The sequence below is a fragment of the Burkholderia lata genome (genome assembly GCF_000012945.1).
Lineage (GTDB): Bacteria > Pseudomonadota > Gammaproteobacteria > Burkholderiales > Burkholderiaceae > Burkholderia > Burkholderia lata.
The window spans coordinates 2,730,684-2,749,224 of the sequence record NC_007511.1 but is presented as its reverse complement, the minus strand read 5'-3'; the positions used below and the strand labels follow the sequence as shown (position 1 = coordinate 2,749,224).

The following is an 18,541-nucleotide window of genomic DNA, read 5'->3' as shown; positions in this document are numbered from 1 at the left end:
GGAGGGGCCCCGCACGCGGCCGACGGGATCGGCTACGCCGCCGCTGCTGCCTGCCGGAACGGCGCCAGAAATGCCCATTCCGGCTGCGCTGCAGCGACATCCGCGAGCCCGCGCGCGAATGCGTGCGCCGGTAGCCACGGATACCCGAACGCCGCGTGCAGCGCATCGAGTTTCGTCGACTGCGGATCGTCGATCGTATCCATCCGTGCGATATGAAGATGCAGCGCGGCAATCCGCGCGGCATCTTCGCCTTTGTCGTCGCCCGCGAATTGCCAGCGGTACGTGCCATGCCCGATCCGCAATGCGCCGTTGTCCTTCTGCCGCATCACGACGAGCCACGACATCCCGCTGACACCGTGCGCGTCGACTTCGGGTTCCGTGCAGACGTAATAGGTCCGGCATCGCTCGAACCGCTCGCCGAATTCCTCGACCAGCGTGCGCGCAATCGCAGCCGCGCCCGTGACGCGCGGCGGAAAATCGATGTCGTCGCTCGCGAGCGAAAAGCTCAGTTCGGCATCGGCCGCGAAGCAGTCGGCGATCAGCGCGGGCCGGTTCAGGTCCTTCGCTCGCAGATAGCATTCGAGCAGCGCGCGAACCGACGCGGGATGAAGTGAAAAGGGCATGGACGAGCCTCCTGTATCGGGAAATCGGGCCACATGTACCGGCCGGGTCTGGCCCGGAGCGCATGTGCCTTTGCCGTATAATTTCGTTTCAAAGCTAAATTCGCATGACCGTACGGAGCGTCGAAGTCATGGCCAAGCAGCAAGAGGAGTCCGTTCTGACCATTACCAACCCGGCCTGCCTGATCGACGGCACGGACACGGAGTTTCGCCACCTGATCAACGGGCTGCTGCCGTTCGCGGCCCGGCTGCTGTCGGTGCGCGACGGCTTCGGCTCGCTGATCGGCCTTACCGGCATCCAGTATTCGCTGCTCATTTCGGTCGCGCATCTGTCGCAGGACGACGTCGTGACCGTCAACCGTCTCGCCGATCACCTGCACCTGAGCGGCGCATTCGTCACGATCGAGACCGGCAAGCTGAAGAAGCTCGGCCTGATCGACAAACGCTCGGACCCCGACGACAAGCGCAAGATGCGGCTCACGGTCACGCCGGCCGGCTCGAAGCTGCTGAAGGCGCTCACCGAGACGCAGCAGCGCATCAACAACGTGCTGTTCGAGGGTGTGACGAAGACCGAATTCAAGGCACTCTGCTCGGTGATCGACCGCCTCGTCACCAATGGCGATCGCGCGACGCTCGATCTCGCCCACCTGATCGCGCGCCAGGAAAAAGGCTGACGCGCGAGCCGCAGGCCCGCCCGCGATCGCTGGCCGGCCTGACGCTTCGGCCGTGCTCAGTGCGCGGCCCACTCGATCGCATTCAGGTCGACCCCTTCGAGATGCATGTCCCACAGCGGGCTCAGCTCACGCAGCTTGCCGACCGTGTCGCGCACCTGCGCGATCACGCTGTCGACTTCAGCCTCGGTCGTGAAGCGGCCGAGCGTGAAGCGGATCGAGCTGTGCGCGAGCTCGTCGCTGCGGCCCAGCGCGCGCAGCACGTACGACGGCTCCAGCGATGCCGACGTGCATGCGGAGCCTGACGACACCGCGACACCCTTGATGCCCATGATCAGCGATTCGCCTTCGACGAAATTGAAGCTGACGTTCAGGTTGTGCGGAATCCGGCGGGCGAGATCGCCGTTCACGTAAACCTCGTCGAGCGTCGACAGGCCGGCCAGCAACCGGTCGCGCAATGCACCGACGCGGCGGCTTTCTTCCACCATCTCTTCCTTCGCGAGCCGGAACGCCTCGCCCATCCCGACGATCTGGTGCGTCGGCAGCGTGCCCGAGCGCATCCCGCGCTCGTGGCCGCCGCCGTGCATCTGCGCTTCGATCCGCACGCGCGGCTTGCGGCGCACGTACAGCGCGCCGATCCCCTTCGGGCCGTAGACCTTGTGCGCGGTCACCGTCAGCAGGTCGATGTTCAGTGCATTCACGTCGACCGGAATCTTGCCGGCCGCCTGCACGGCGTCGCAATGGAACACGATGCCGCGCGCGCGGCACAGCGCGCCGATCTCGGCCACCGGCTGGATCACGCCCGTTTCATTGTTCGCGAGCATCACCGACACCAGGATCGTGTCGGCGCGCAGCGCCTGCCGCACGGTATCGACATCGAGCAGGCCGTCTTCCCGCACGTCGAGGTACGTGACGTCGAAGCCCTGGCGTTCGAGTTCGCGGCAGGTATCGAGCACGGCCTTGTGCTCGGTCTTCACGGTGACGAGGTGCTTGCCCTTGCCCTGGTAGAAGTGCGCGGCACCCTTGATCGCGAGGTTGTTGCCTTCGGTCGCGCCGGAGGTCCACACGATTTCGCGTGGATCGGCGCCGAGCAGTGCGGCGACATGCGCGCGCGCTTCCTCGACGGCTTGCTCGGCGTCCCAGCCGTAGCTGTGGCTGCGTGAAGCCGGGTTGCCGAATTGCTCGTGCAGGAACGGCACCATTTTGTCGACCACGCGCGGATCGACGGGCGTCGTCGCGCTGTAGTCCATATAGATCGGACGGGATTGCATCGATGCGGCTCCGGAAAGCGGTGTCTCCCGTCGTGCCCGAAAGCACCGGGGAATAGGGTAGCCGCAGTGTACGTGGACATTCCCGGACACCGCACAACATCCATCTCGCCAGTAGGGTTGTCTTTCAAACAAAGCTTTCAAGGTCAGGGTTTACGACAACTTGAATCCGCCTTTGTGTTTACATTTAATAAAAGCTAAATAACAAAGCTAAATGACGGTGCTTTGTTGGACCGGATTCCACAGCGGAATCCGGCGATGCAACCCAAGGAGGACGAGATGAGCGAGAAGCATGCCGGAACCGGCGCGGGCACCGACGAGCAGCGGCGCTTTCGCACCGCGCTGTCGATGTTCGCGACGGGCGTCGCGGTGATTACTGCCCCGCGCAAAGAGGGGATGCCGATCGGCATCACGGTCGCGTCGTTCAATTCGGTGTCGCTGGACCCGCCGCTGATCCTGTTCTCGGTCGACCGTCGCAGCCTGAGCCTCGGCGACCTGGCCGGCGCGGGCGGCTATGCGGTCAACGTGCTCGACGAGTCGCAGCAGCACCTGTCGAACTGCTTTGCGAAAGCGAACGGCGACAAGTGGGGCTGGCGTGCCGACGCAGCCGATGACGATGCCGCGGTGCTGCTGCCCGACGCGCTTGCGACGTTCGAATGCGAACCCTATGCGCAGTACGACGGCGGCGATCACGTGATCTTCGTCGGCCGCGTGACGCGGCATTGCGCGCGTTCGGAAGGGCGCCCGCTGATCTTCTTCGGCGGCCGCTACCGCACGCTCGACGGCATGCACGCGCCGTCTGCCTGAATGCAACCCATGTTTCATTCCACCCTGGAGGACACCATGATCAAGAACGGGACTCAGCACATCGCGTCGCTGCGCGACGGACGGCAGGTCTACCTGAACGGCCAGCCGGTCGGCGACGTGACCGCGCACGCGGCATTCCGCAATTCGATCCGCAGCTACGCGAGCCTGTACGACTACCAGGCGCGCGACGAGAACGTCGAGAAGATGACGTTCGTGTCGCCCGACTCGGGCAATCGCGTCAGCCGAATCTGGCAACTGCCGACGTCCTACGACGAACTCGTCGAACGTCGCGCCGCGATGGAAGCGTGGTCGGAGCTGCATTACGGCTTCATGGGCCGCTCGCCGGATCACGTCGCATCCTGTCTTTCCGGGATGGTTATGGGCGCCGACGTGTTCGAGCAATACGATCCGGCGCGGGCGGGCGCACTGCGCGACTACTACCGCTATGCACGCGACAACGACCTGTTCCTGACCTACGTGATCGTGAATCCGCAGGCGAACCAGTCGAAGTCCGCACACGAGCAGGAGGACAAGTATCTCGCGGTCGGCATCGTCGATCAGGATGCCGAAGGCATCACGGTGCGCGGCGCGAAGATGCTCGCGACCAGCGGGATCATGGCGAACGAGGTGTTCTGCAGCTGTATCCAGCCGCTGCGCGAAGGCGACGAGATGTACGCGCTGTCGTTCGCGGTGCCGATGAACGCGAAGGGCATGAAGATCCTGTCGCGCAAGTCATACGAGGAGAACGCGACGTCGGTGTTCGACAACCCGCTGTCGAGCCGCTTCGACGAGAACGACGCGGTGCTGTATTTCGACGACGTGAAGGTGCCGTGGGAACGGATCTTCGTCGCCGGCAACACGGCGATGTGCGCGAAGCAGTTCCACGCGACGCCCGCGCACGTGTACCAGAACTACCAATGCCAGGTGCGGCTGATGACGAAGCTGCGCTTCCTCGTCGGGCTCGGGCTGAAGATCTCCGAGGTCAACGGCACGAATACGTTCCCGCAGGTGCGCGAAACGCTGGGCCAGCTCGCGGCCGAAGCGTCGATGGTCGAGGCGTGGGTCTACGGGATGGAAGCGAAGGGCACCGTCGTCAACGGCTTCTACGTGCCCGACCGCAACATGCTGTACGGCTCGCAAGTCGTCACGCAGCAGCTCTATTCGAAGGTGCTCAACACGCTGCGCGAGCTCGCCGGCGGCGGAATGATCATGCTGCCGTCCAGCGTGCGCGACTTCGAGAACCCCGACCTGCTGCGCATCATCGAGAAGACGCAGAAGTCGCCCGTATGTTCGTCCGAGGAGCGCGTGAAGTTCTTCAAGCTCGCGTGGGATGCGGTCGGCTCCGAATTCGCGTCGCGCCACAACCAGTACGAGCTGTTCTATGCCGGCGCGTCGTTCGTCACGAAGGGGCACGCGTATCGCACGTACGACTGGCAGCGCGCGTCGCATCTCGTCGATTCGATGCTCGGCAGTTATTCGTTGAACCAGGAACTGTCGACGCCGCGCGCCGCCTGATGCGTCGCCGTGCGTCCGACTCACCCGCTATCGCCACAGGAGAGACAGATGGCCATCAACAAGCTTCACGACGAATTCCATACGCTGGACATGCAACGCGACTGGCGGCTGCCGGAAGGCTATGACCCGGCGTCCGGCGCGCAGGAACTGATCCTGTCCGGCGCGCTCGACACCGAGCGCAAGCGCGGCAGCCGCACGCGCCTGCTGCGCCTGCCGGCCGGGCTGCACACGAAGAAGCCGTTCGTGCACGACTACTGGGAAGAGGTGTTTCTCGTCGAGGGCGACCTGACCGTCGGCAACGACGAGCACGGCAACGGCGGCACGCCGTTCAAGGGCTACACGTACGCGGTGCGTCCGCCCGGCGCATGGCACGGCCCGTTCAAGTCGAACGGCGGCTGCGTGCTGCTGGAAATCCACTACTACGACCCGGCGTAAGCACGGCCGATCAACGACATACGGCGGGCGGCGGCACGCAGCGCGTGCGCTGCCCGCTACGAGGAGCATTCGATGAAAACCATCACGTTCGCGATCGACGGTCGCGACGGCCGCACCGAGCGTGCGATCGAGATCGACACGCTCGTGATCGCGGGCTGGACCGGCCGCGACACGGTCGCCATGGAGAAGCACATTCGCGAGCTGGAGGAACTGGGCGTCAAGCGCCCGGCGACGACGCCCGTGTTCTACCGCGTCGCGGCCGATCGCCTCGATCCGTCTCCCGCGATCCAGGTATCGGGCGGGCAGAGCAGCGGCGAAGCGGAATTCGTGCTGGTGCGCGACGGCGGCGAGACCTTCGTCGGCATCGCGTCCGACCACACCGACCGTGAAGTCGAGACCTACGGGATCACCGTGTCGAAGCAGATGTGCGGCAAGCCGTGCGCGAATACGCTGTGGAAGTTCGACGACGTGGCCGGGCACTGGGATCAGCTCGTGCTGCGCGCGTACGCGACGATCGACGGCGAGCGCGTGCTGTACCAGGAAGGCAAAGTGACCGCGATGCGCACACCGGACGACCTGCTCGCGCAGTTCGCGCACCATGACGGCCGCTTCGTCGACGGCACCGCGATGCTGTGCGGCACGCTTGCGGCGATCGGCGGTATCCGGCCGGCCGAGCGGTTCGAGGTCGAGCTGGAAGATCCGGTGCTGGGCCGCACGCTGCGGCATGCGTATGCGGTGGACACGCTACCCGTGGCGGGCTGACGCGTTCGACGAATGCGTGGTTATGCGCGGCAGATCGCGATGATCTCCGCGCTGGTCGCGTCGTCGAACGGCGTGTGCTGCCAGTCGCCGTACCAGTCGGCCGACGAGAATCCGGTTGCGATCACGCGCGCCTGCAGCTCGGGTTGTGCGATGAAACGCAGCCGGCTCGTGTTCGTCAGCACCGTGTCGTCGCGGCGGAAGCGGTAGTGCGTGTCGAACGTCACGATCGCGCCGTCTACCGAGCGCACCGCATGATGAAGGTCGACGATGCCCGCTTCGCGCGACTCGGCGCTGCGAGCCGAGTGTGCCGGCGTCCACGCACGCCACGGCGCGACGCGCGGATTGCGGGTGTCGAACAGGAAGCGGCCGCCGTCGGCGAGTACGCGCCGCACGCCGCGCAGGGTCGCGTCGATGTCGGTGTCGGTCAGCAGGCACTGGAACGCATGCCCGGTCATCACGACTGCATCGAACGGTGGTGCGCCAGGCGGCAGGCTGTCGAGCCCGCACGCGAGCCAGCGCACGGCGTCGGCGCCTGGCTGGCCTCGGGCATATTCGATCATCGCCAGCGCGGGATCGATCGCGACGACATCGTGCCCGGCCGCCGCGAGCCGGCGCGCGAACGTGCCGGTGCCGCAGCCGAGATCGAGGATGCGTTGCTGCGCGGCGCCGATCACGGAAGCGTAGAACGCAAAATCCTGGTCGCCCGCGTTGAACAGGTCGTAGATCGCGACGAGGCGCGGGTCGGTGTAGAGGATGTCTGCATCTGCGGGCATGGGGGGCGTCAGTGGTCGGCGACGGGCTTCAGCACCGTGCGGAATTGCAAGTATGAACGTGCTTCGGCTTGCAGCGCGTCATAGGGCCTTGCCATCCAGCTCCTGATCTCGGCGAGCGCATCGCGCCCGGCCGCCCGCACGTCGGTGCTCGCGGCCTGCGCTTCCGGATTGCGGGCGATGTCGTCACCGCAGATTACGGCGTCGTCGCATGGTCGGCTCGTCGTCTGCGTGAACACGGTCTTGCCGTCGTGGAAATACTGGTCCCAGTGCGTATTGAATATGACGATGCCGTTTTCGGTGTTCATGACGTAGTCGATGTCGGCCGTGTAGCCGACGAGCGCGTCGTCGAAAAACGTCCAGCGTTCGGTGCGGATCGGCAGCATGCCTTTGACCGGCTGCGCGTTGTCGAAGCGCATGCGGACCTCGAGCTGGCGGTACGGGCCGAATTCGATCAGGTACGCATCGGGGCCCTCTTCATTGCGCTGATACCAGCGCGTCATCGCGGCGGTCGGCACGATCGGGCCCGACAGCCGCGTGGCGCCGTCCTGATGATCGAGGTCGAGCCCGACCTGCGCGCCGGCGATCCGGCCGGGCGGCAAACGGCCTGGTGTGGCCGGCACGCTGACGCCAGGGATCACATTGACTGCACGAAGGGCGTCGGCTGCACCGTCCGACAGCGCGCAGCGCGCGCTGCCGGTCAGCGATACGTGCGGCGATCCCGTCGTTATCGTGACGACGATCGGGATGCCGATCGAGGGCATGCCGCTCGGCAGGATCGTCTCCAGGCAGTCCTGCACGACTCGCGGCTCGCGGGCGGCCACCTGGTCATCGAAGCGGACTGCGTAGTTGAGGTGCGGCTCGACGTCGCGGGACGCCCCGGTGTCGGGCTGGCGGGTGCGCGCGAGCAGCGCGTGGTAGCCCGGCTGGCGTGTCAGCGCGTCCGCCGATAGCGACAAGTGAAACGAGACGACCGAATAGCCGCCATCGAGCCGGTGCGGCAGGTCGAAGCTGATCGTGCGTTGCGTGTCGGGGCCACCGCGCGGCGTGACGTGGGCGGGAAGGGTACGCATCGCGTCGTCGATATGCTGGTCCCATTGCGCACCGGGTAGGCAGCCGAGGCCTGCACTGCACGACAGCAGGCTGTAGGACGTGGTCGTATGCGTGTAGTGCGCGACGATGTCGACGCTGTCGGGCAGCCGGTTGCGCAGGTCGGCGTTTTCTTCCGGCGTGAGGAACGGCATGTAGAGATCGCTGAGCGCGATGGTCACGTGCGACGTGCCGGGCGGCGCTAGCACCTCGGGCGGCCGCGGATCGCGGGGCGTCAGCAGCCAGCCTGTCGCCGCGGCGAATACCGCGACGATGGCGAGCGGCCAGACGATGCGCCGGACAGTGCGTTTGCGCGGCGCGCGAGGGGAGTCGGCCATGTATCGGAGCGTCGCTGCCGGTTGTTGTCGTGTCGTTGTTCGGTTTGCCGGCGCTCGCCGGGCCGCGTGGCCCGCCGGTGCGCCTAGCGCTGCTGCACGGCCACGCGCAGCCCAAGTGCGATGAAGATCGAGCCGATGATCTTGCCCTGCCAGCGCGTGAGCCACGTGAGCCGCTTCACGAGGCGGCCGAGCGGGCGGATCGAGCACGCGATCAGCGTCGTGTAGAGCGAGCTGAGCACGACGAAGATCAGCCCGAGCACCGCGAACTGCACGAACGTCGAGCCGCGTTCCGGATGCACGAACTGCGGCATGAACGCGAGGAAGAACAGCGCGGTCTTCGGATTCAGCACTTCGGCGGGAATCGCCTGCAGGTACGCCTTGAGCGGCGTGACGGGCGACACGCTCGGCAGCGACGGATCGGACGGTTTCTCGATCAGCGCGCGCACGCCGAGATAGATCAGGTACGCGGCGCCGACCACCTTCACGACATTGAACGCAAGCGCCGACGTCATCAGCAGTGCCGACAGGCCGACGGCCGCGAACAGCGTATGCACGAAATCGCCGCTGGCGACGCCGAGGCCGGTCAGGATGCCGGTCTTGCGGCCGCCCTGCACGGTGCGGCTCAGCACGAGCAGCACGGCGGGGCCGGGAATCAGGAACAGGCCCAGGACAACGGCCGTGAAGGTGGTCAGCGTGGTCAGGTCGAACATGGCGGCTCCGGCAGGTGGGCGCAGCGACGGGGGGATCGGGGCATTGTATTCGCTTCGGCGTACGGCTGCAGACGTAGCCCGGGCAACCGCACGGCTGCACCGGCACCTTTCTGGTATAAGCACGAAAGGACGCGCGGGCAGCGCGTCCGGCTTCCTCCATCGTCCACCGTTTCATGCGCAAGCTTCCACCGACCACCGATCCCGCAGCGGATGACGAAGTCTTCCACGTGCCGCGCCCGCTCGTCGTGTTCGGCGGCTCGGTCGTCGAGCCCGAATGGCGGCTGGAGCGGCACAGCCATCCGCAGGCGCAACTGCTCTACACGTTGAGCGGCGTCATCTACTGCGAGATCGACGGCGGCGTGTGGAGCGCGCCGCCGCAATGCATGGTGTGGATTCCGGGCGACGTCCCGCATGCGGCGCGCGGCTCGGCCGGCGCGACGTTCTACGCGGTGCTGGTCGAACCCGACGCCGCGCTCGACCTGCCCGCGCGCTGCTGCACGCTGTCGGTGTCGCCGCTGCTGCGCGAGCTGCTGCTGAAGGCGGCGAGCTTCCCGAACCTGTACGACGTCGACGGGCCGCAGGGGCGATTGATCGCGACGCTGCTCGACGAACTCGTCGCGGCACCGGTCGAGGATCTGTACCTGCCGATGCCGGCCGATCGCCGGCTGCGCAAGCTGATCGACCATCTGCTCGACGATCCGGCCGACAAGTCGCCGCTGCCCGAACTCGCGCGACGCGTGGGCATCAGCGAGCGCAGCCTGACGCGGCTCGCGACGAAGGAGCTCGGGATGAGCCTCGGCGACTGGCGCCGGCGGCTGCACGTCGCGCTGTCGCTGCGGATGCTGACGACCGGCCGCCGCGTGCACCAGATCGCGATCGATCTCGGCTACGAGAGCGCGAGCAGCTTCGTGACGATGTTCCGCAAGGCGACCGGCAAGTCGCCGACACAATTCCTGACCGACCGGCAACGCTGAACGGCGCGGGCGGCGTGGCCCGCGCCACGCATGCGCGATTGGCCGGATTGAGCAAGCGGTTGGCCGGGGCGATAAATGACGCGGTGGGCCTCAATCCATAAAATGAGAATCGTTCTCATCTGGAGGCCAACATGCAAATCGTCACGACCGAATTCCCGTTTGTCTGGTTGCGTTATACCGGTTCGACGCACACCGATCCTGCCCACCTGATTGCCGAACTCGACGCGTTGCTGGCGCGTCGTGAACCGTTCGTTCTTCTGACCGACGACGCGCCGTCCGGCGACGATCGCGGCGGCGACGATCACGAGTTGCGCAAGCAGCTGGCGAAGTGGAGCAAGGCCAACCGCGCGCAGTCACGTGAATGGATCCCCGCGATGATCGCGATCGAGCCCGATGCAGCGCGGCGCGTGGCGCTCAATGCATTCTCGGGTGCGTTCGAGAAGGTGTGGGGCTATCCGCTGAACGCGGCGGCCACCCGCGACGACGCGCTCGCGCTGGCGCAGCGGCTGCTTGACGAACCGGCGCGCGGCGCCGTGGCGGCGAACGGCTGAACCGTCCCGGCCGCGCCGGCGGCGCGGCGTTGTTCCTCGATACGCATGCCCGGTGCGCGAACGCGCGCCGCGGCATGCGGCAAACATGCAGGGGTGTCCGGTGGACAATCCGATTCGCGCGATGCGCATTTTCACGCGCATCGTCGAAATGAACAGCTTTACGCGTGCGGCGCAGGCGCTCGGCATTTCGCGCGCCACCGCGACGCGGACCGTACAGGAGCTCGAAACGGCGCTCGGCATGCCGTTGCTGGTGCGTACGACGCGCGCGTTGCGGGCGACGCCCGAAGGCGACGCGTATTACCGGCGCTGCGTGCGTATCACGGCGGACGTCGACGAGCTCGAAGCCAGCATCCGCGGCGCCGCACTGCATCCGAGCGGGCCGCTGCGCGTCGAATTGCCGGCGGCGGTCGCGGACACAATCGTGCTGCCGGCGCTCGGCGCGTTTCATGCACGGCATCCCGACCTGGTGCTGACGTTGGGCGTCTCCGGGCGCGCGGCCGATCGCGTCGGCGATGCGATCGACTGCAGCGTCCGGCTCGGTGAGCTGCCCGATTCGTCGCTCGTCGCGCGCCGGCTCGGCATGCTCGAGCGCGTGACCTGCGCGAGCCCCGCGTATCTCGATCGCCACGGCGTGCCGCGCACGCTCGACGATCTGGCCATGCATCGCGCGGTCAGCCTGTCGTCCGTGCCGGGCCAGCGCACGGCCGAACTCGATTTCCTCGTCGATGGCGCGGTGCGCAAGGTGCGGCTCGACGGGATCGTCAGCGTGGACGACGAGCCGGCGTACCTGGCGTGCGGCGTGCATGGCCTCGGGCTGATCCAGCCGCCGCGCGTCGCCGCGCAGCCGCTGATCGATGCGGGGCGGTTGCGGGAGGTGCTGCCGCGCTGGCGGCCCGACGCGGTCGCGGTGTCGGCCGTCTACGTGAAGCGTCCGCATGTGTCGCCCGGCGTTCGCGCGTTCGTCGACTGGATTGGCGAGCGATTCGCGCAGGCTGCGCACGAGCATGAAGGGCTGGTGGCGGCCGGTGCGCCGGGATGGCGGGTGACGCAGGAGGGGCGTGTCGCGCACATGCCGGAATCGACTGCCGGGTCCGTGGCCGCGCTCGGCGACATGCGGCGCGGCGGAGTTGCCGACGGCGAGCGTCCTGTGTTCGCAGTCACCGCCGAGGATCTCGATCACGCCGCGTTGGCCGCAGTGAGCTGAGCTCGCAGCTCGCAGCTCGCCGCTTGTGCCTTAAAGCAGGGCAGGCACGCAGCGCGAGCCTGCCCGGATTCATGCATCGGGACGCGCGATCAGCTATGCGTGAGCGTCAGCGCATAGAACTTCACGATCGTGCCGGGCGTCGTCAGCGGCGTGCCGGACACGGCCGTCTGGTCGTAGTCGCCGGCCTTGAAGTAGAAGCTCTCGCCGTCGAAGCTCGAATCCATCGTGAAGGTTCTGGTCGTGCCGTTCGCCGTGACGGTGATCGTCGTCCCGCTCAGGCTCAGCGCGTAGCTGAACTTCTTGCCGACGCCGACGGTGGTGATCGGCGTGATCGTCGATTTGCCGCCCTGGTTGGTGCTTTCGAGCAACAACTGCACGACGCCGCCCGACGTGAACTGCAGCTCGCACAGCGGCTTGCTCGGGCCGGTGCCCTGGAAGATCTGGCCGATCGTCGTGTGATCGGGCACCTGCGTGACGGCCACCGTCGCATTCAGCCGGTTGGTGCCGGAGGTCGGCCAGATCGCGTTCTCGCGCAACTCGGTGCGCGGATGCAGCGAGCCGGACGTCGTCCAGCCCTGCGTCGGGTCCATCATCACCATCGATCCGTCGCTGCCGTCCGTATAGAAATACGTCGGGTTCACGTAGCCACCCGCGAGCGACGAACCGCTCACCGTGTCGACCTTGCCGGACGAGCCGGTCGGCAACTGCAGCGTGAACGGCGCGAGGTTGAAGTTCGAGCCGGGCGGGTTCGACGGGCTGAGCGCCATCGCGGTGGCCTGCTGGCGGGCGGCGGCGGCCGGGCTGGCCGGATCGTCGCCGCCGCATGCGGACAGGCAGGCAACGGACAGAACGGCGACGATGCACGGGATGATCCTGTTCTTCATGGTGTCTCTCTCTGATGGTCCGTGGCTGGGCGCCACGTTGTGGATAACGTTTTCCTATTCAGGCGTGCGATCGTCGAAGCGAGATCGGTTGCCCGTAGAAAGCACTCCAAAATACAGAAAGCAGGTAAGACTCGACGGCTGGAACAGCGATGCAGAATATTGCGCGGTTTCCAAGGCTTGCAATCGGCTTTCCGTGAACCCGCTCAGGCCGACCGAGGACGATGCTAGCAAGAAGCATCAGAAGAGTAAACGTTTTCCTATTTCGGCCGGAGGAGTTGCTTTCCACCGACGACCGCGAGGTATCCGCGTGCCGACTTGAGGGGCGCGGGCAGGTGTGCCGGTTACGACTCCGTCGCCGCGACGTGCTGCGCGATACGCGCCGCACAAACATCGGGCGTCGCATCGGACGTATCGAGCACCATCTGGCTGAACGGCCGCGACGCATAGCCTTCGCGATACATCTCGGCGATCCGGTTCCGCTCCCAGTCCGTCAGCGCGCGCGAGCCGCGATTCGACGACGCGACCGCTTCGGGCGGCGCGAGCGTCACGACGAACAGCCGCGCGTCGCGCGCTTCGCAGGCGGCGCGCAGCCGCTCGTATTCCGTTTCGCCGATCGGATAGGCGATGACCAGATGACGCTCACGCGCGTTCGTGATCTGCGTGACGAGACGTTCGAGCGCGATGGCCCACTGTACGTCGAACGGTGCATCCTCGGGCGCGTCGTGATCGTCGCCGTCGATGAAGCGTGCGTCGGGCAGCACATGCGCGAGCGCGAGACCGATCGTCGTCTTGCCGCTGTTGATTGGGCCGTTCAGGTGGATGACGGTAAGGGCGGTCATGAGTCGGCGCTGGAATCGGAAGACTCGCAGCTTGCCATGACTGGCGCGGCGATGCAGTGCCGTTGGTACGTCACACGGGGCGATGCGATTGCGGAGCGGAAAGGCGGAAAGGCGGAAAGGCGGGGAAGAGGCTGCGGGAGCGGCAGGCCGAGTGCGCGAAGACGATGCACCCACACAGCCTGCCCAACCGTACCGCATCGAGCGATGCGGTACGGCGTCGAGCGAAGCGACTTACTTGTCGTCGCCCTTGATCTGCGGCAGCGCCGACGTCTCACCCGGCGTCAGCAGGCCGACTTGCGAGTACACGCGCAGCTTGTCGCGCGTATCGGTGATGTCGAGGTTGCGCATCGTCAGCTGGCCGATCCGGTCGCGCGGCGAGAACGTCGACGCCACCTTCTCCATCGACAGGCGTTCCGGCTGGTACGTGAGGTTCGGCGACTTCGTGCTCAGGATCGAGTAGTCGTTGCCGCGGCGCAGTTCGATCTTCACTTCGCCGGTGATCGCGCGTGCGACCCAGCGTTGCGCGGTTTCACGCAGCATGATCGCTTGCGGGTCGAACCAGCGGCCCTGATACAGCAGGCGGCCGAGGCGGCGGCCGTTCTCGCGGTACTGCTCGATCGTGTCTTCGTTGTGGATGCCGGTGACGAGACGCTCGTACGCGATGTACAGCAGCGCGAGGCCCGGGGCTTCATAGATGCCGCGGCTCTTCGCCTCGATGATCCGGTTCTCGATCTGGTCGCTCATGCCGAGGCCGTGGCGGCCGCCGATGCGGTTCGCTTCCAGCAGCAGTTCGACCGGGTCGGAGAACTCGACGCCGTTCAGTGCGACCGGCTGGCCGGCTTCGAAGCGCACCGTCACTTCTTCCGCGGCGATCTTCACGTCGTCGCGCCAGAACGCGACGCCCATGATCGGGTTCACGATCTTGATGCCGCTTTCGAGGCTTTCGAGATCCTTCGCTTCGTGCGTCGCGCCGAGCAGGTTCGAATCGGTCGAGTAGGCCTTCTCGGCCGACATCTTGTACGCGAAACCAGCCTGGTTCATGAATTCGGACATTTCGGCACGGCCGCCGAGCTCGTCGATGAACGTCTGGTCGAGCCACGGCTTGTAGATCTTCAGATCCGGGTTCACGAGCAGGCCGTAGCGGTAGAAGCGCTCGATGTCGTTGCCCTTGTACGTGCTGCCGTCGCCCCAGATGTTGACGCCGTCTTCCTTCATCGCGGCGACGAGCATCGTGCCCGTCACGGCGCGGCCGATCGGCGTGGTGTTGAAGTACGTGACGCCTGCCGTCGTGATGTGGAACGCGCCGCTTTGCAGCGCGGCGATGCCTTCGGCGACGAGCTGCGCGCGGCAGTCGATCAGGCGGGCGCCGGCTGCGCCGTATTCGATCGCGCGTTTCGGGATCGCGTCGTAATCGTCTTCGTCGGGCTGGCCGAGGTTCGCCGTGTATGCGTACGGGACGGCGCCCTTGAGTTTCATCCAGTGCAGCGCTGCGCTGGTGTCCAGGCCGCCGGAGAAGGCGATACCGACCTTCTGGCCGGTCGGGAGGCTTTCGAGAATCGTGCTCATAGGAATAACCGTGGATTGAAGCCGGTGGGATCGTATTTCGCGGAATATGCGAGTATCGGCTGTCCGGGAGGTTGGGGCAAGGGCTGATTTTCGCGCGGAACCGACGTCGGGCCTGTCGCAGCGGGCCTGGCGGGCGGTTAACCGGGTGGAGAACACCGCGCAAACCGGCGCGAAATCGCAGTAAAAACAGGCCCCGACGCACCCGGCCGCGGGCCGTGTTTCCGGGGCCGGATCGGCCGAAAGGCGGGGCTTCCACCGTCAGGCTGCCGGCGCGCCATCCCGAAAGGCATATGAAAGATTGGCGCGCGAAGCCCGGATTCCCGTGAGCGTCAGATGTTCCACGACTGCGCGGTGTCGAGCAGTTTCTCGCGCAACTGTTCGACTTCCCCGGCCAGCTTGGCCGTGATCGACACATAGCCGGACAACTGCGGCGGCGGCGCGTCGTGCGGCGGGCCGGCCGGCCGGCGGCGCGGCGAGAGCCGGCTCGGCGTGCCGAACTTGAGCGCGCGGCTCGCGCCGACCAGCGTGTCGCGGATGCGCCGGTTCACGCCCTTCATGTCGACGCGCATGTATTCGCGGGCCGCGATGTCGTCGCGGGCCGGCACCGCGCTCGACAGGATCTCCAGATAGCCGATGCACAGGCGTAGGCTGCGCTGGATCGCCTCGAGCTGCGTCATCGACGTCTCGCATTCCTTCGACACCGACGGCATCAGCGAGCGCAACTGCACGAGCAGCGTGCTCAACGCGGCCATTTCCTTCAGGTGCGCATCGTCGCTGACGTGGCGGTCGCCCGCGAGCCGTGCATGCACGGCCGCGCACGCGCGCAGTGCGTCGGCGAGCTTGTAGCGCCACGAGTAGGTCGCATAGAGCGGCAGCGCGAACGAGAACGCCAGCGCGATCGCGATGCCGGTCAGCACGTTCACCGCGCGCCACAGGCCGTCGACGATCTCGTTGTCGCCGTGCCCGGCGACGATCACCATCGTGATGGCCGACAGCAGCGCGATGTAGCCGGCCTTGCCGATCGCGTGATACGCGCAGAAGCCGCACGCGAGCGCCATCAGCAGGTAGATCGCGAGCGGCGCGTGCACGAACGAATACAACAGGATCAGCCCGAGCCCCGCGAGCGCGCCGATCGACGTGCCGAGCGCGCGCTCGGCCGCCTTCTTGCGGATGTTGCCGTGGTGCTGCAGCCCGCCGACGACGATCAGCACGGTGATCGTCGACCACTCGCCGTGCGGTACGTTCAGGCCGGTGGACAGCGCAATCGACACGAGAATCGCAAGCGAGACGCGCGCCGCATGGATCAGCTTCGCGTGCCGGTAGCGGCGATACGGGTCGAGCAGCGGGCGGAGTGCGTTGCGCAGGAGCGGTGGCAGCCGGGTAGGGAGCGGGGTGGTCATGGCGGAACTGGAGTGGCCGGAACGCGCACGGCGGCCTGCGCGGGCCGGCGCCGCGCCGCATGCGCAGCAGATGTCACGCTAACCGAACGCGGGAGGACTGTCCACGGCGCGGTCATCCGGCCCGGCCGGCCGCCGCGTGGCTTCGCGTCATGTCATGGCGCCGTCATGCGTCGGCGGTGCTCGGCAGCGCCTCCAGCACGCGGTTGCGGCCGCCGGACTTCGCGCGGTACAGCGCCTCGTCGGCCCGCCGTAACAGCGTCGCGGCGTTCACGCGGCCGTCGGTGGAGGTCGCTGCACCGATGCTCGCCGTGACGCGCCCGTACGGGCTTTTCGCGTGTTCGATGCCGAGCGCCGCGATTGCGCGCCGGATGCCCTCGGCGACGGTCAATGCGCCTTGCGCATCGGTGTCGGGCAGCGTGACGACGAATTCCTCGCCGCCGTAGCGCGCGACGTGATCGCTGTCGCGGCGCAGGCAGCGCGATGCGGTCTGCGCGACGCGCCGCAGCACGTCGTCGCCGGCCGGGTGGCCGTAGTAGTCGTTGAACGCCTTGAAGTGATCGACGTCGACGAACAGCACCGACAGCGGGCGGCCGCTGCGCGACGCCCGCTGCGCCTCCTTCGCGAGCACCGTATCGAACGTGCCGCGGTTGTCGACGCCCGTCAGCGCATCGGTGTGCGCGAGCCGGTACAGCTTCGATTCGGCGACCTGCCGGCGCTTCAGTTCGCGCGACAGCGCCAGCGATCCCCACGCGATGAATCCGGTGAACAGGCACATCAGCACGACGGTCCAGACCGCGCGGTGGTGCCACGACGCGTAGATGTCGATTTCGGCGGGCGCGACGTCGACGATCAGCGGCAGGCCGGCGAGATGCTTGTAAACATAGATGCGCCGGATGCCGTCGATCGCGCCGACCCCGGTCAGCGCGCCGTCGCGGGTGCGCTGCGATTCGATGAAGAGTGGCGAGCTGTGCAGGTCGAGGCCGACCACGTGCGGGTCGTACGGCAGGCGCGACACGAGCGTGCCGTTGTCCTCGACGATCGCCGCGCTGCCGTGCTTGCCGACCGCAAGGCCGTCGAGCAGCGCACGGAAGTAGTCGATGCTGAGCGTGCCGACGACGATGCCGGCGAACGTGCCGTCGGGCCGGTTGATCCGACGGCTGAGCGCGATCGTCAATGCGCCGCTGCGCAGCCGGGCCGCGTATGGCTTGCTGATGTAGAGGCCCTGCGCGAGCCCGTCGCGATGCACGGCGAAATAGTCGCGGTCGGCGAAATTGCCTTGCCGCGCGGGCGACGCGCTCGAATCGATCACGATATTGCCGTGCGCATCCATCACGAAGATCGACCCGAGATACTCGCCGGTCGCTGCGCGGTCGAACAGCAGCCGGTGGCGCTGGCGCGGCGGCAACGTCATCAGTTCCGGGTCGGCAATGCCGTCGACGACGTTCTGCAGCGACAAATCGTAGAGTTCGATATTGCGCGCGATATCGCGTTCGATCAGCAGCATCAGGTTGCGTGCATTTTCGACCGCATGGTCATATGCATCGCGCCGCGCCTCGATTAAAAGCGACGTGGAAAGGCCCCAGCTGAACATCAGCAGCACGATCCCCGCAACGAGTACGCCGCGGGGCGACAGAATGCGTGCCACGATCGACGCGGTATGGCGGCGCAGCGCGGCGGGCAGCGTGAATGACTTCATCCTCGAGGGTGGCGGGCGGCGGATTTTCGCGTCGTTGGCGATTCCGTCCGCTGTTTATTTTGAATCGGGCCGCATTATCTCGCGAATTCCCGACATTCGCGTGCGCATGCAAAACATGCATGCGGATACGTCGATTCTAAATTGTTACGCATCATTACTGCTTTACGTGAGGGTGATTTGATTTGAATCAATCGTCGATATCGATTGTATTGTCTGAATAATCCCGTGATTACCCGGCGATTATGAATGCTGGAGCGGTATCGGGCGGATTGCGACCGGACAGTGGAGAAACACCGGGCGGATCGGAGAACCGGATAACCCTCTGATACGCGGGGTTTTCAAGCCGGCCGGCGACAACGGCCGGATTCGACGCGGCCAACCCCTTGATTCTGCGAAATCTCCGCGGTGGCGGCGGGCGGCGGCACCTGAGCTGTCCCCGTGA

19 protein-coding genes are annotated in these 18,541 nt (G+C 66.4%); 9 read left to right on the top strand and 10 right to left on the bottom strand.

The window, feature by feature from the left end:
- Positions 1–32: 32 nt before the first annotated feature.
- Entirely contained in the window at positions 33–623 is a 591-nt protein-coding gene (locus tag BCEP18194_RS34805; RefSeq protein WP_011356007.1) for a nuclear transport factor 2 family protein, read from the bottom strand.
- 128 nt (positions 624–751) lie between these two features.
- Here BCEP18194_RS34805 and BCEP18194_RS34800 point away from each other — a divergent pair, with 128 nt between their 5' ends.
- On the top strand, positions 752–1,294 hold the full coding sequence (locus tag BCEP18194_RS34800; protein ID WP_011356006.1) for a MarR family winged helix-turn-helix transcriptional regulator: 543 nt from the start codon (positions 752–754) through the stop codon (positions 1,292–1,294).
- Between the two features lie 56 nt (positions 1,295–1,350).
- Here the strand turns inward: BCEP18194_RS34800 and BCEP18194_RS34795 are convergent, their stop codons facing one another.
- Complete coding sequence (locus BCEP18194_RS34795; RefSeq protein WP_011356005.1) at positions 1,351–2,562, bottom strand: IscS subfamily cysteine desulfurase; 1,212 nt, start codon at positions 2,560–2,562, stop codon at positions 1,351–1,353.
- Between the two features lie 255 nt (positions 2,563–2,817).
- Between BCEP18194_RS34795 and BCEP18194_RS34790 the strand changes: the two genes are divergently transcribed.
- The 4 genes from BCEP18194_RS34790 (at position 2,818) to BCEP18194_RS34775 (ending at position 6,078) form a co-directional block, all read left to right on the top strand.
- A complete protein-coding gene (locus BCEP18194_RS34790) occupies positions 2,818–3,366 on the top strand; it encodes a flavin reductase family protein (protein WP_011356004.1) in 549 nt (182 codons plus the stop codon).
- A 36-nt stretch (positions 3,367–3,402) separates the two neighbouring features.
- Positions 3,403–4,881: a 4-hydroxyphenylacetate 3-hydroxylase family protein gene (locus tag BCEP18194_RS34785; protein WP_011356003.1), complete on the top strand. Its 1,479-nt coding sequence runs from the start codon at positions 3,403–3,405 to the stop codon at positions 4,879–4,881.
- A gap of 48 nt (positions 4,882–4,929) precedes the next feature.
- A complete protein-coding gene (locus BCEP18194_RS34780; protein WP_011356002.1) occupies positions 4,930–5,316 on the top strand; it encodes a hypothetical protein in 387 nt (128 codons plus the stop codon).
- A gap of 72 nt (positions 5,317–5,388) precedes the next feature.
- A complete protein-coding gene (locus BCEP18194_RS34775) occupies positions 5,389–6,078 on the top strand; it encodes a DUF2848 domain-containing protein (RefSeq protein ID WP_011356001.1) in 690 nt (229 codons plus the stop codon).
- 20 nt (positions 6,079–6,098) lie between these two features.
- Here the strand turns inward: BCEP18194_RS34775 and BCEP18194_RS34770 are convergent, their stop codons facing one another.
- The 3 genes from BCEP18194_RS34770 to BCEP18194_RS34760 all read right to left on the bottom strand — a co-directional run bounded on the left by BCEP18194_RS34770 (position 6,099) and on the right by BCEP18194_RS34760 (position 8,985).
- Positions 6,099–6,851: a class I SAM-dependent methyltransferase gene (locus BCEP18194_RS34770; RefSeq protein WP_011356000.1), complete on the bottom strand. Its 753-nt coding sequence runs from the start codon at positions 6,849–6,851 to the stop codon at positions 6,099–6,101.
- Between the two features lie 8 nt (positions 6,852–6,859).
- The gene (locus BCEP18194_RS34765) at positions 6,860–8,275 is read right to left on the bottom strand and encodes a hypothetical protein (protein ID WP_011355999.1); all 1,416 of its coding nucleotides are present in this window, start codon (positions 8,273–8,275) and stop codon (positions 6,860–6,862) included.
- An 83-nt stretch (positions 8,276–8,358) separates the two neighbouring features.
- A complete protein-coding gene (locus BCEP18194_RS34760) occupies positions 8,359–8,985 on the bottom strand; it encodes a LysE family translocator (protein ID WP_011355998.1) in 627 nt (208 codons plus the stop codon).
- Positions 8,986–9,158: 173 nt separating this feature from the next.
- Between BCEP18194_RS34760 and BCEP18194_RS34755 the strand changes: the two genes are divergently transcribed.
- From BCEP18194_RS34755 to BCEP18194_RS34745, 3 genes are all read left to right on the top strand, one after another.
- The gene (locus BCEP18194_RS34755) at positions 9,159–9,959 is read left to right on the top strand and encodes an AraC family transcriptional regulator (protein WP_011355997.1); all 801 of its coding nucleotides are present in this window, start codon (positions 9,159–9,161) and stop codon (positions 9,957–9,959) included.
- Positions 9,960–10,090: 131 nt separating this feature from the next.
- Positions 10,091–10,510, top strand: a complete 420-nt coding sequence (locus BCEP18194_RS34750; RefSeq protein WP_011355996.1) for an ATP--cob(I)alamin adenosyltransferase — start codon at positions 10,091–10,093, stop codon at positions 10,508–10,510.
- A 100-nt stretch (positions 10,511–10,610) separates the two neighbouring features.
- Positions 10,611–11,714, top strand: a complete 1,104-nt coding sequence (locus BCEP18194_RS34745; protein WP_081436716.1) for a LysR family transcriptional regulator — start codon at positions 10,611–10,613, stop codon at positions 11,712–11,714.
- Between the two features lie 89 nt (positions 11,715–11,803).
- Here the strand turns inward: BCEP18194_RS34745 and BCEP18194_RS34740 are convergent, their stop codons facing one another.
- From BCEP18194_RS34740 to BCEP18194_RS34720, 5 genes are all read right to left on the bottom strand, one after another.
- A complete protein-coding gene (locus BCEP18194_RS34740) occupies positions 11,804–12,598 on the bottom strand; it encodes a polysaccharide lyase family 7 protein (RefSeq protein ID WP_011355994.1) in 795 nt (264 codons plus the stop codon).
- 341 nt (positions 12,599–12,939) lie between these two features.
- Entirely contained in the window at positions 12,940–13,437 is a 498-nt protein-coding gene (locus tag BCEP18194_RS34735) for a shikimate kinase (RefSeq protein WP_041493370.1), read from the bottom strand.
- A 231-nt stretch (positions 13,438–13,668) separates the two neighbouring features.
- Positions 13,669–15,003: an argininosuccinate synthase gene (argG, locus tag BCEP18194_RS34730; protein ID WP_011355992.1), complete on the bottom strand. Its 1,335-nt coding sequence runs from the start codon at positions 15,001–15,003 to the stop codon at positions 13,669–13,671.
- Between the two features lie 329 nt (positions 15,004–15,332).
- Complete coding sequence (locus BCEP18194_RS34725; RefSeq protein WP_011355991.1) at positions 15,333–16,403, bottom strand: FUSC family protein; 1,071 nt, start codon at positions 16,401–16,403, stop codon at positions 15,333–15,335.
- 163 nt (positions 16,404–16,566) lie between these two features.
- Positions 16,567–18,099: a sensor domain-containing diguanylate cyclase gene (locus BCEP18194_RS34720; RefSeq protein WP_011355990.1), complete on the bottom strand. Its 1,533-nt coding sequence runs from the start codon at positions 18,097–18,099 to the stop codon at positions 16,567–16,569.
- On the opposite strand from BCEP18194_RS34720, the gene BCEP18194_RS41790 reads away from it, so the two are divergent.
- Positions 18,038–18,280: a hypothetical protein gene (locus BCEP18194_RS41790; RefSeq protein WP_167316028.1), complete on the top strand. Its 243-nt coding sequence runs from the start codon at positions 18,038–18,040 to the stop codon at positions 18,278–18,280. The two genes, BCEP18194_RS34720 and BCEP18194_RS41790, sit on opposite strands and share 62 nt — an antisense overlap.
- The last annotated feature ends 261 nt before the right edge of the window (positions 18,281–18,541 follow it).

Excerpts from the sequence above, each read along its gene's own strand:
- BCEP18194_RS34805 (WP_011356007.1), bottom strand. The coding sequence starts at position 623 with ATGCCCTTTTCACTTCATCCCGCGTCGGTTCGCGCGCTGCTCGAATGC.
- BCEP18194_RS34800 (WP_011356006.1), top strand. The coding sequence starts at position 752 with ATGGCCAAGCAGCAAGAGGAGTCCGTTCTGACCATTACCAACCCGGCC.
- BCEP18194_RS34795 (WP_011356005.1), bottom strand. The coding sequence starts at position 2,562 with ATGCAATCCCGTCCGATCTATATGGACTACAGCGCGACGACGCCCGTC.
- BCEP18194_RS34790 (WP_011356004.1), top strand. The coding sequence starts at position 2,818 with ATGCAACCCAAGGAGGACGAGATGAGCGAGAAGCATGCCGGAACCGGC.
- BCEP18194_RS34785 (WP_011356003.1), top strand. The coding sequence starts at position 3,403 with ATGATCAAGAACGGGACTCAGCACATCGCGTCGCTGCGCGACGGACGG.
- BCEP18194_RS34780 (WP_011356002.1), top strand. The coding sequence starts at position 4,930 with ATGGCCATCAACAAGCTTCACGACGAATTCCATACGCTGGACATGCAA.
- BCEP18194_RS34775 (WP_011356001.1), top strand. The coding sequence starts at position 5,389 with ATGAAAACCATCACGTTCGCGATCGACGGTCGCGACGGCCGCACCGAG.
- BCEP18194_RS34770 (WP_011356000.1), bottom strand. The coding sequence starts at position 6,851 with ATGCCCGCAGATGCAGACATCCTCTACACCGACCCGCGCCTCGTCGCG.
- BCEP18194_RS34765 (WP_011355999.1), bottom strand. The coding sequence starts at position 8,275 with ATGGCCGACTCCCCTCGCGCGCCGCGCAAACGCACTGTCCGGCGCATC.
- BCEP18194_RS34760 (WP_011355998.1), bottom strand. The coding sequence starts at position 8,985 with ATGTTCGACCTGACCACGCTGACCACCTTCACGGCCGTTGTCCTGGGC.
- BCEP18194_RS34755 (WP_011355997.1), top strand. The coding sequence starts at position 9,159 with ATGCGCAAGCTTCCACCGACCACCGATCCCGCAGCGGATGACGAAGTC.
- BCEP18194_RS34750 (WP_011355996.1), top strand. The coding sequence starts at position 10,091 with ATGCAAATCGTCACGACCGAATTCCCGTTTGTCTGGTTGCGTTATACC.
- BCEP18194_RS34740 (WP_011355994.1), bottom strand. The coding sequence starts at position 12,598 with ATGAAGAACAGGATCATCCCGTGCATCGTCGCCGTTCTGTCCGTTGCC.
- BCEP18194_RS34735 (WP_041493370.1), bottom strand. The coding sequence starts at position 13,437 with ATGACCGCCCTTACCGTCATCCACCTGAACGGCCCAATCAACAGCGGC.
- argG (WP_011355992.1), bottom strand. The coding sequence starts at position 15,003 with ATGAGCACGATTCTCGAAAGCCTCCCGACCGGCCAGAAGGTCGGTATC.
- BCEP18194_RS34725 (WP_011355991.1), bottom strand. The coding sequence starts at position 16,403 with ATGACCACCCCGCTCCCTACCCGGCTGCCACCGCTCCTGCGCAACGCA.
- BCEP18194_RS41790 (WP_167316028.1), top strand. The coding sequence starts at position 18,038 with ATGCGTGCCACGATCGACGCGGTATGGCGGCGCAGCGCGGCGGGCAGC.
- BCEP18194_RS34720 (WP_011355990.1), bottom strand. The coding sequence starts at position 18,099 with ATGAAGTCATTCACGCTGCCCGCCGCGCTGCGCCGCCATACCGCGTCG.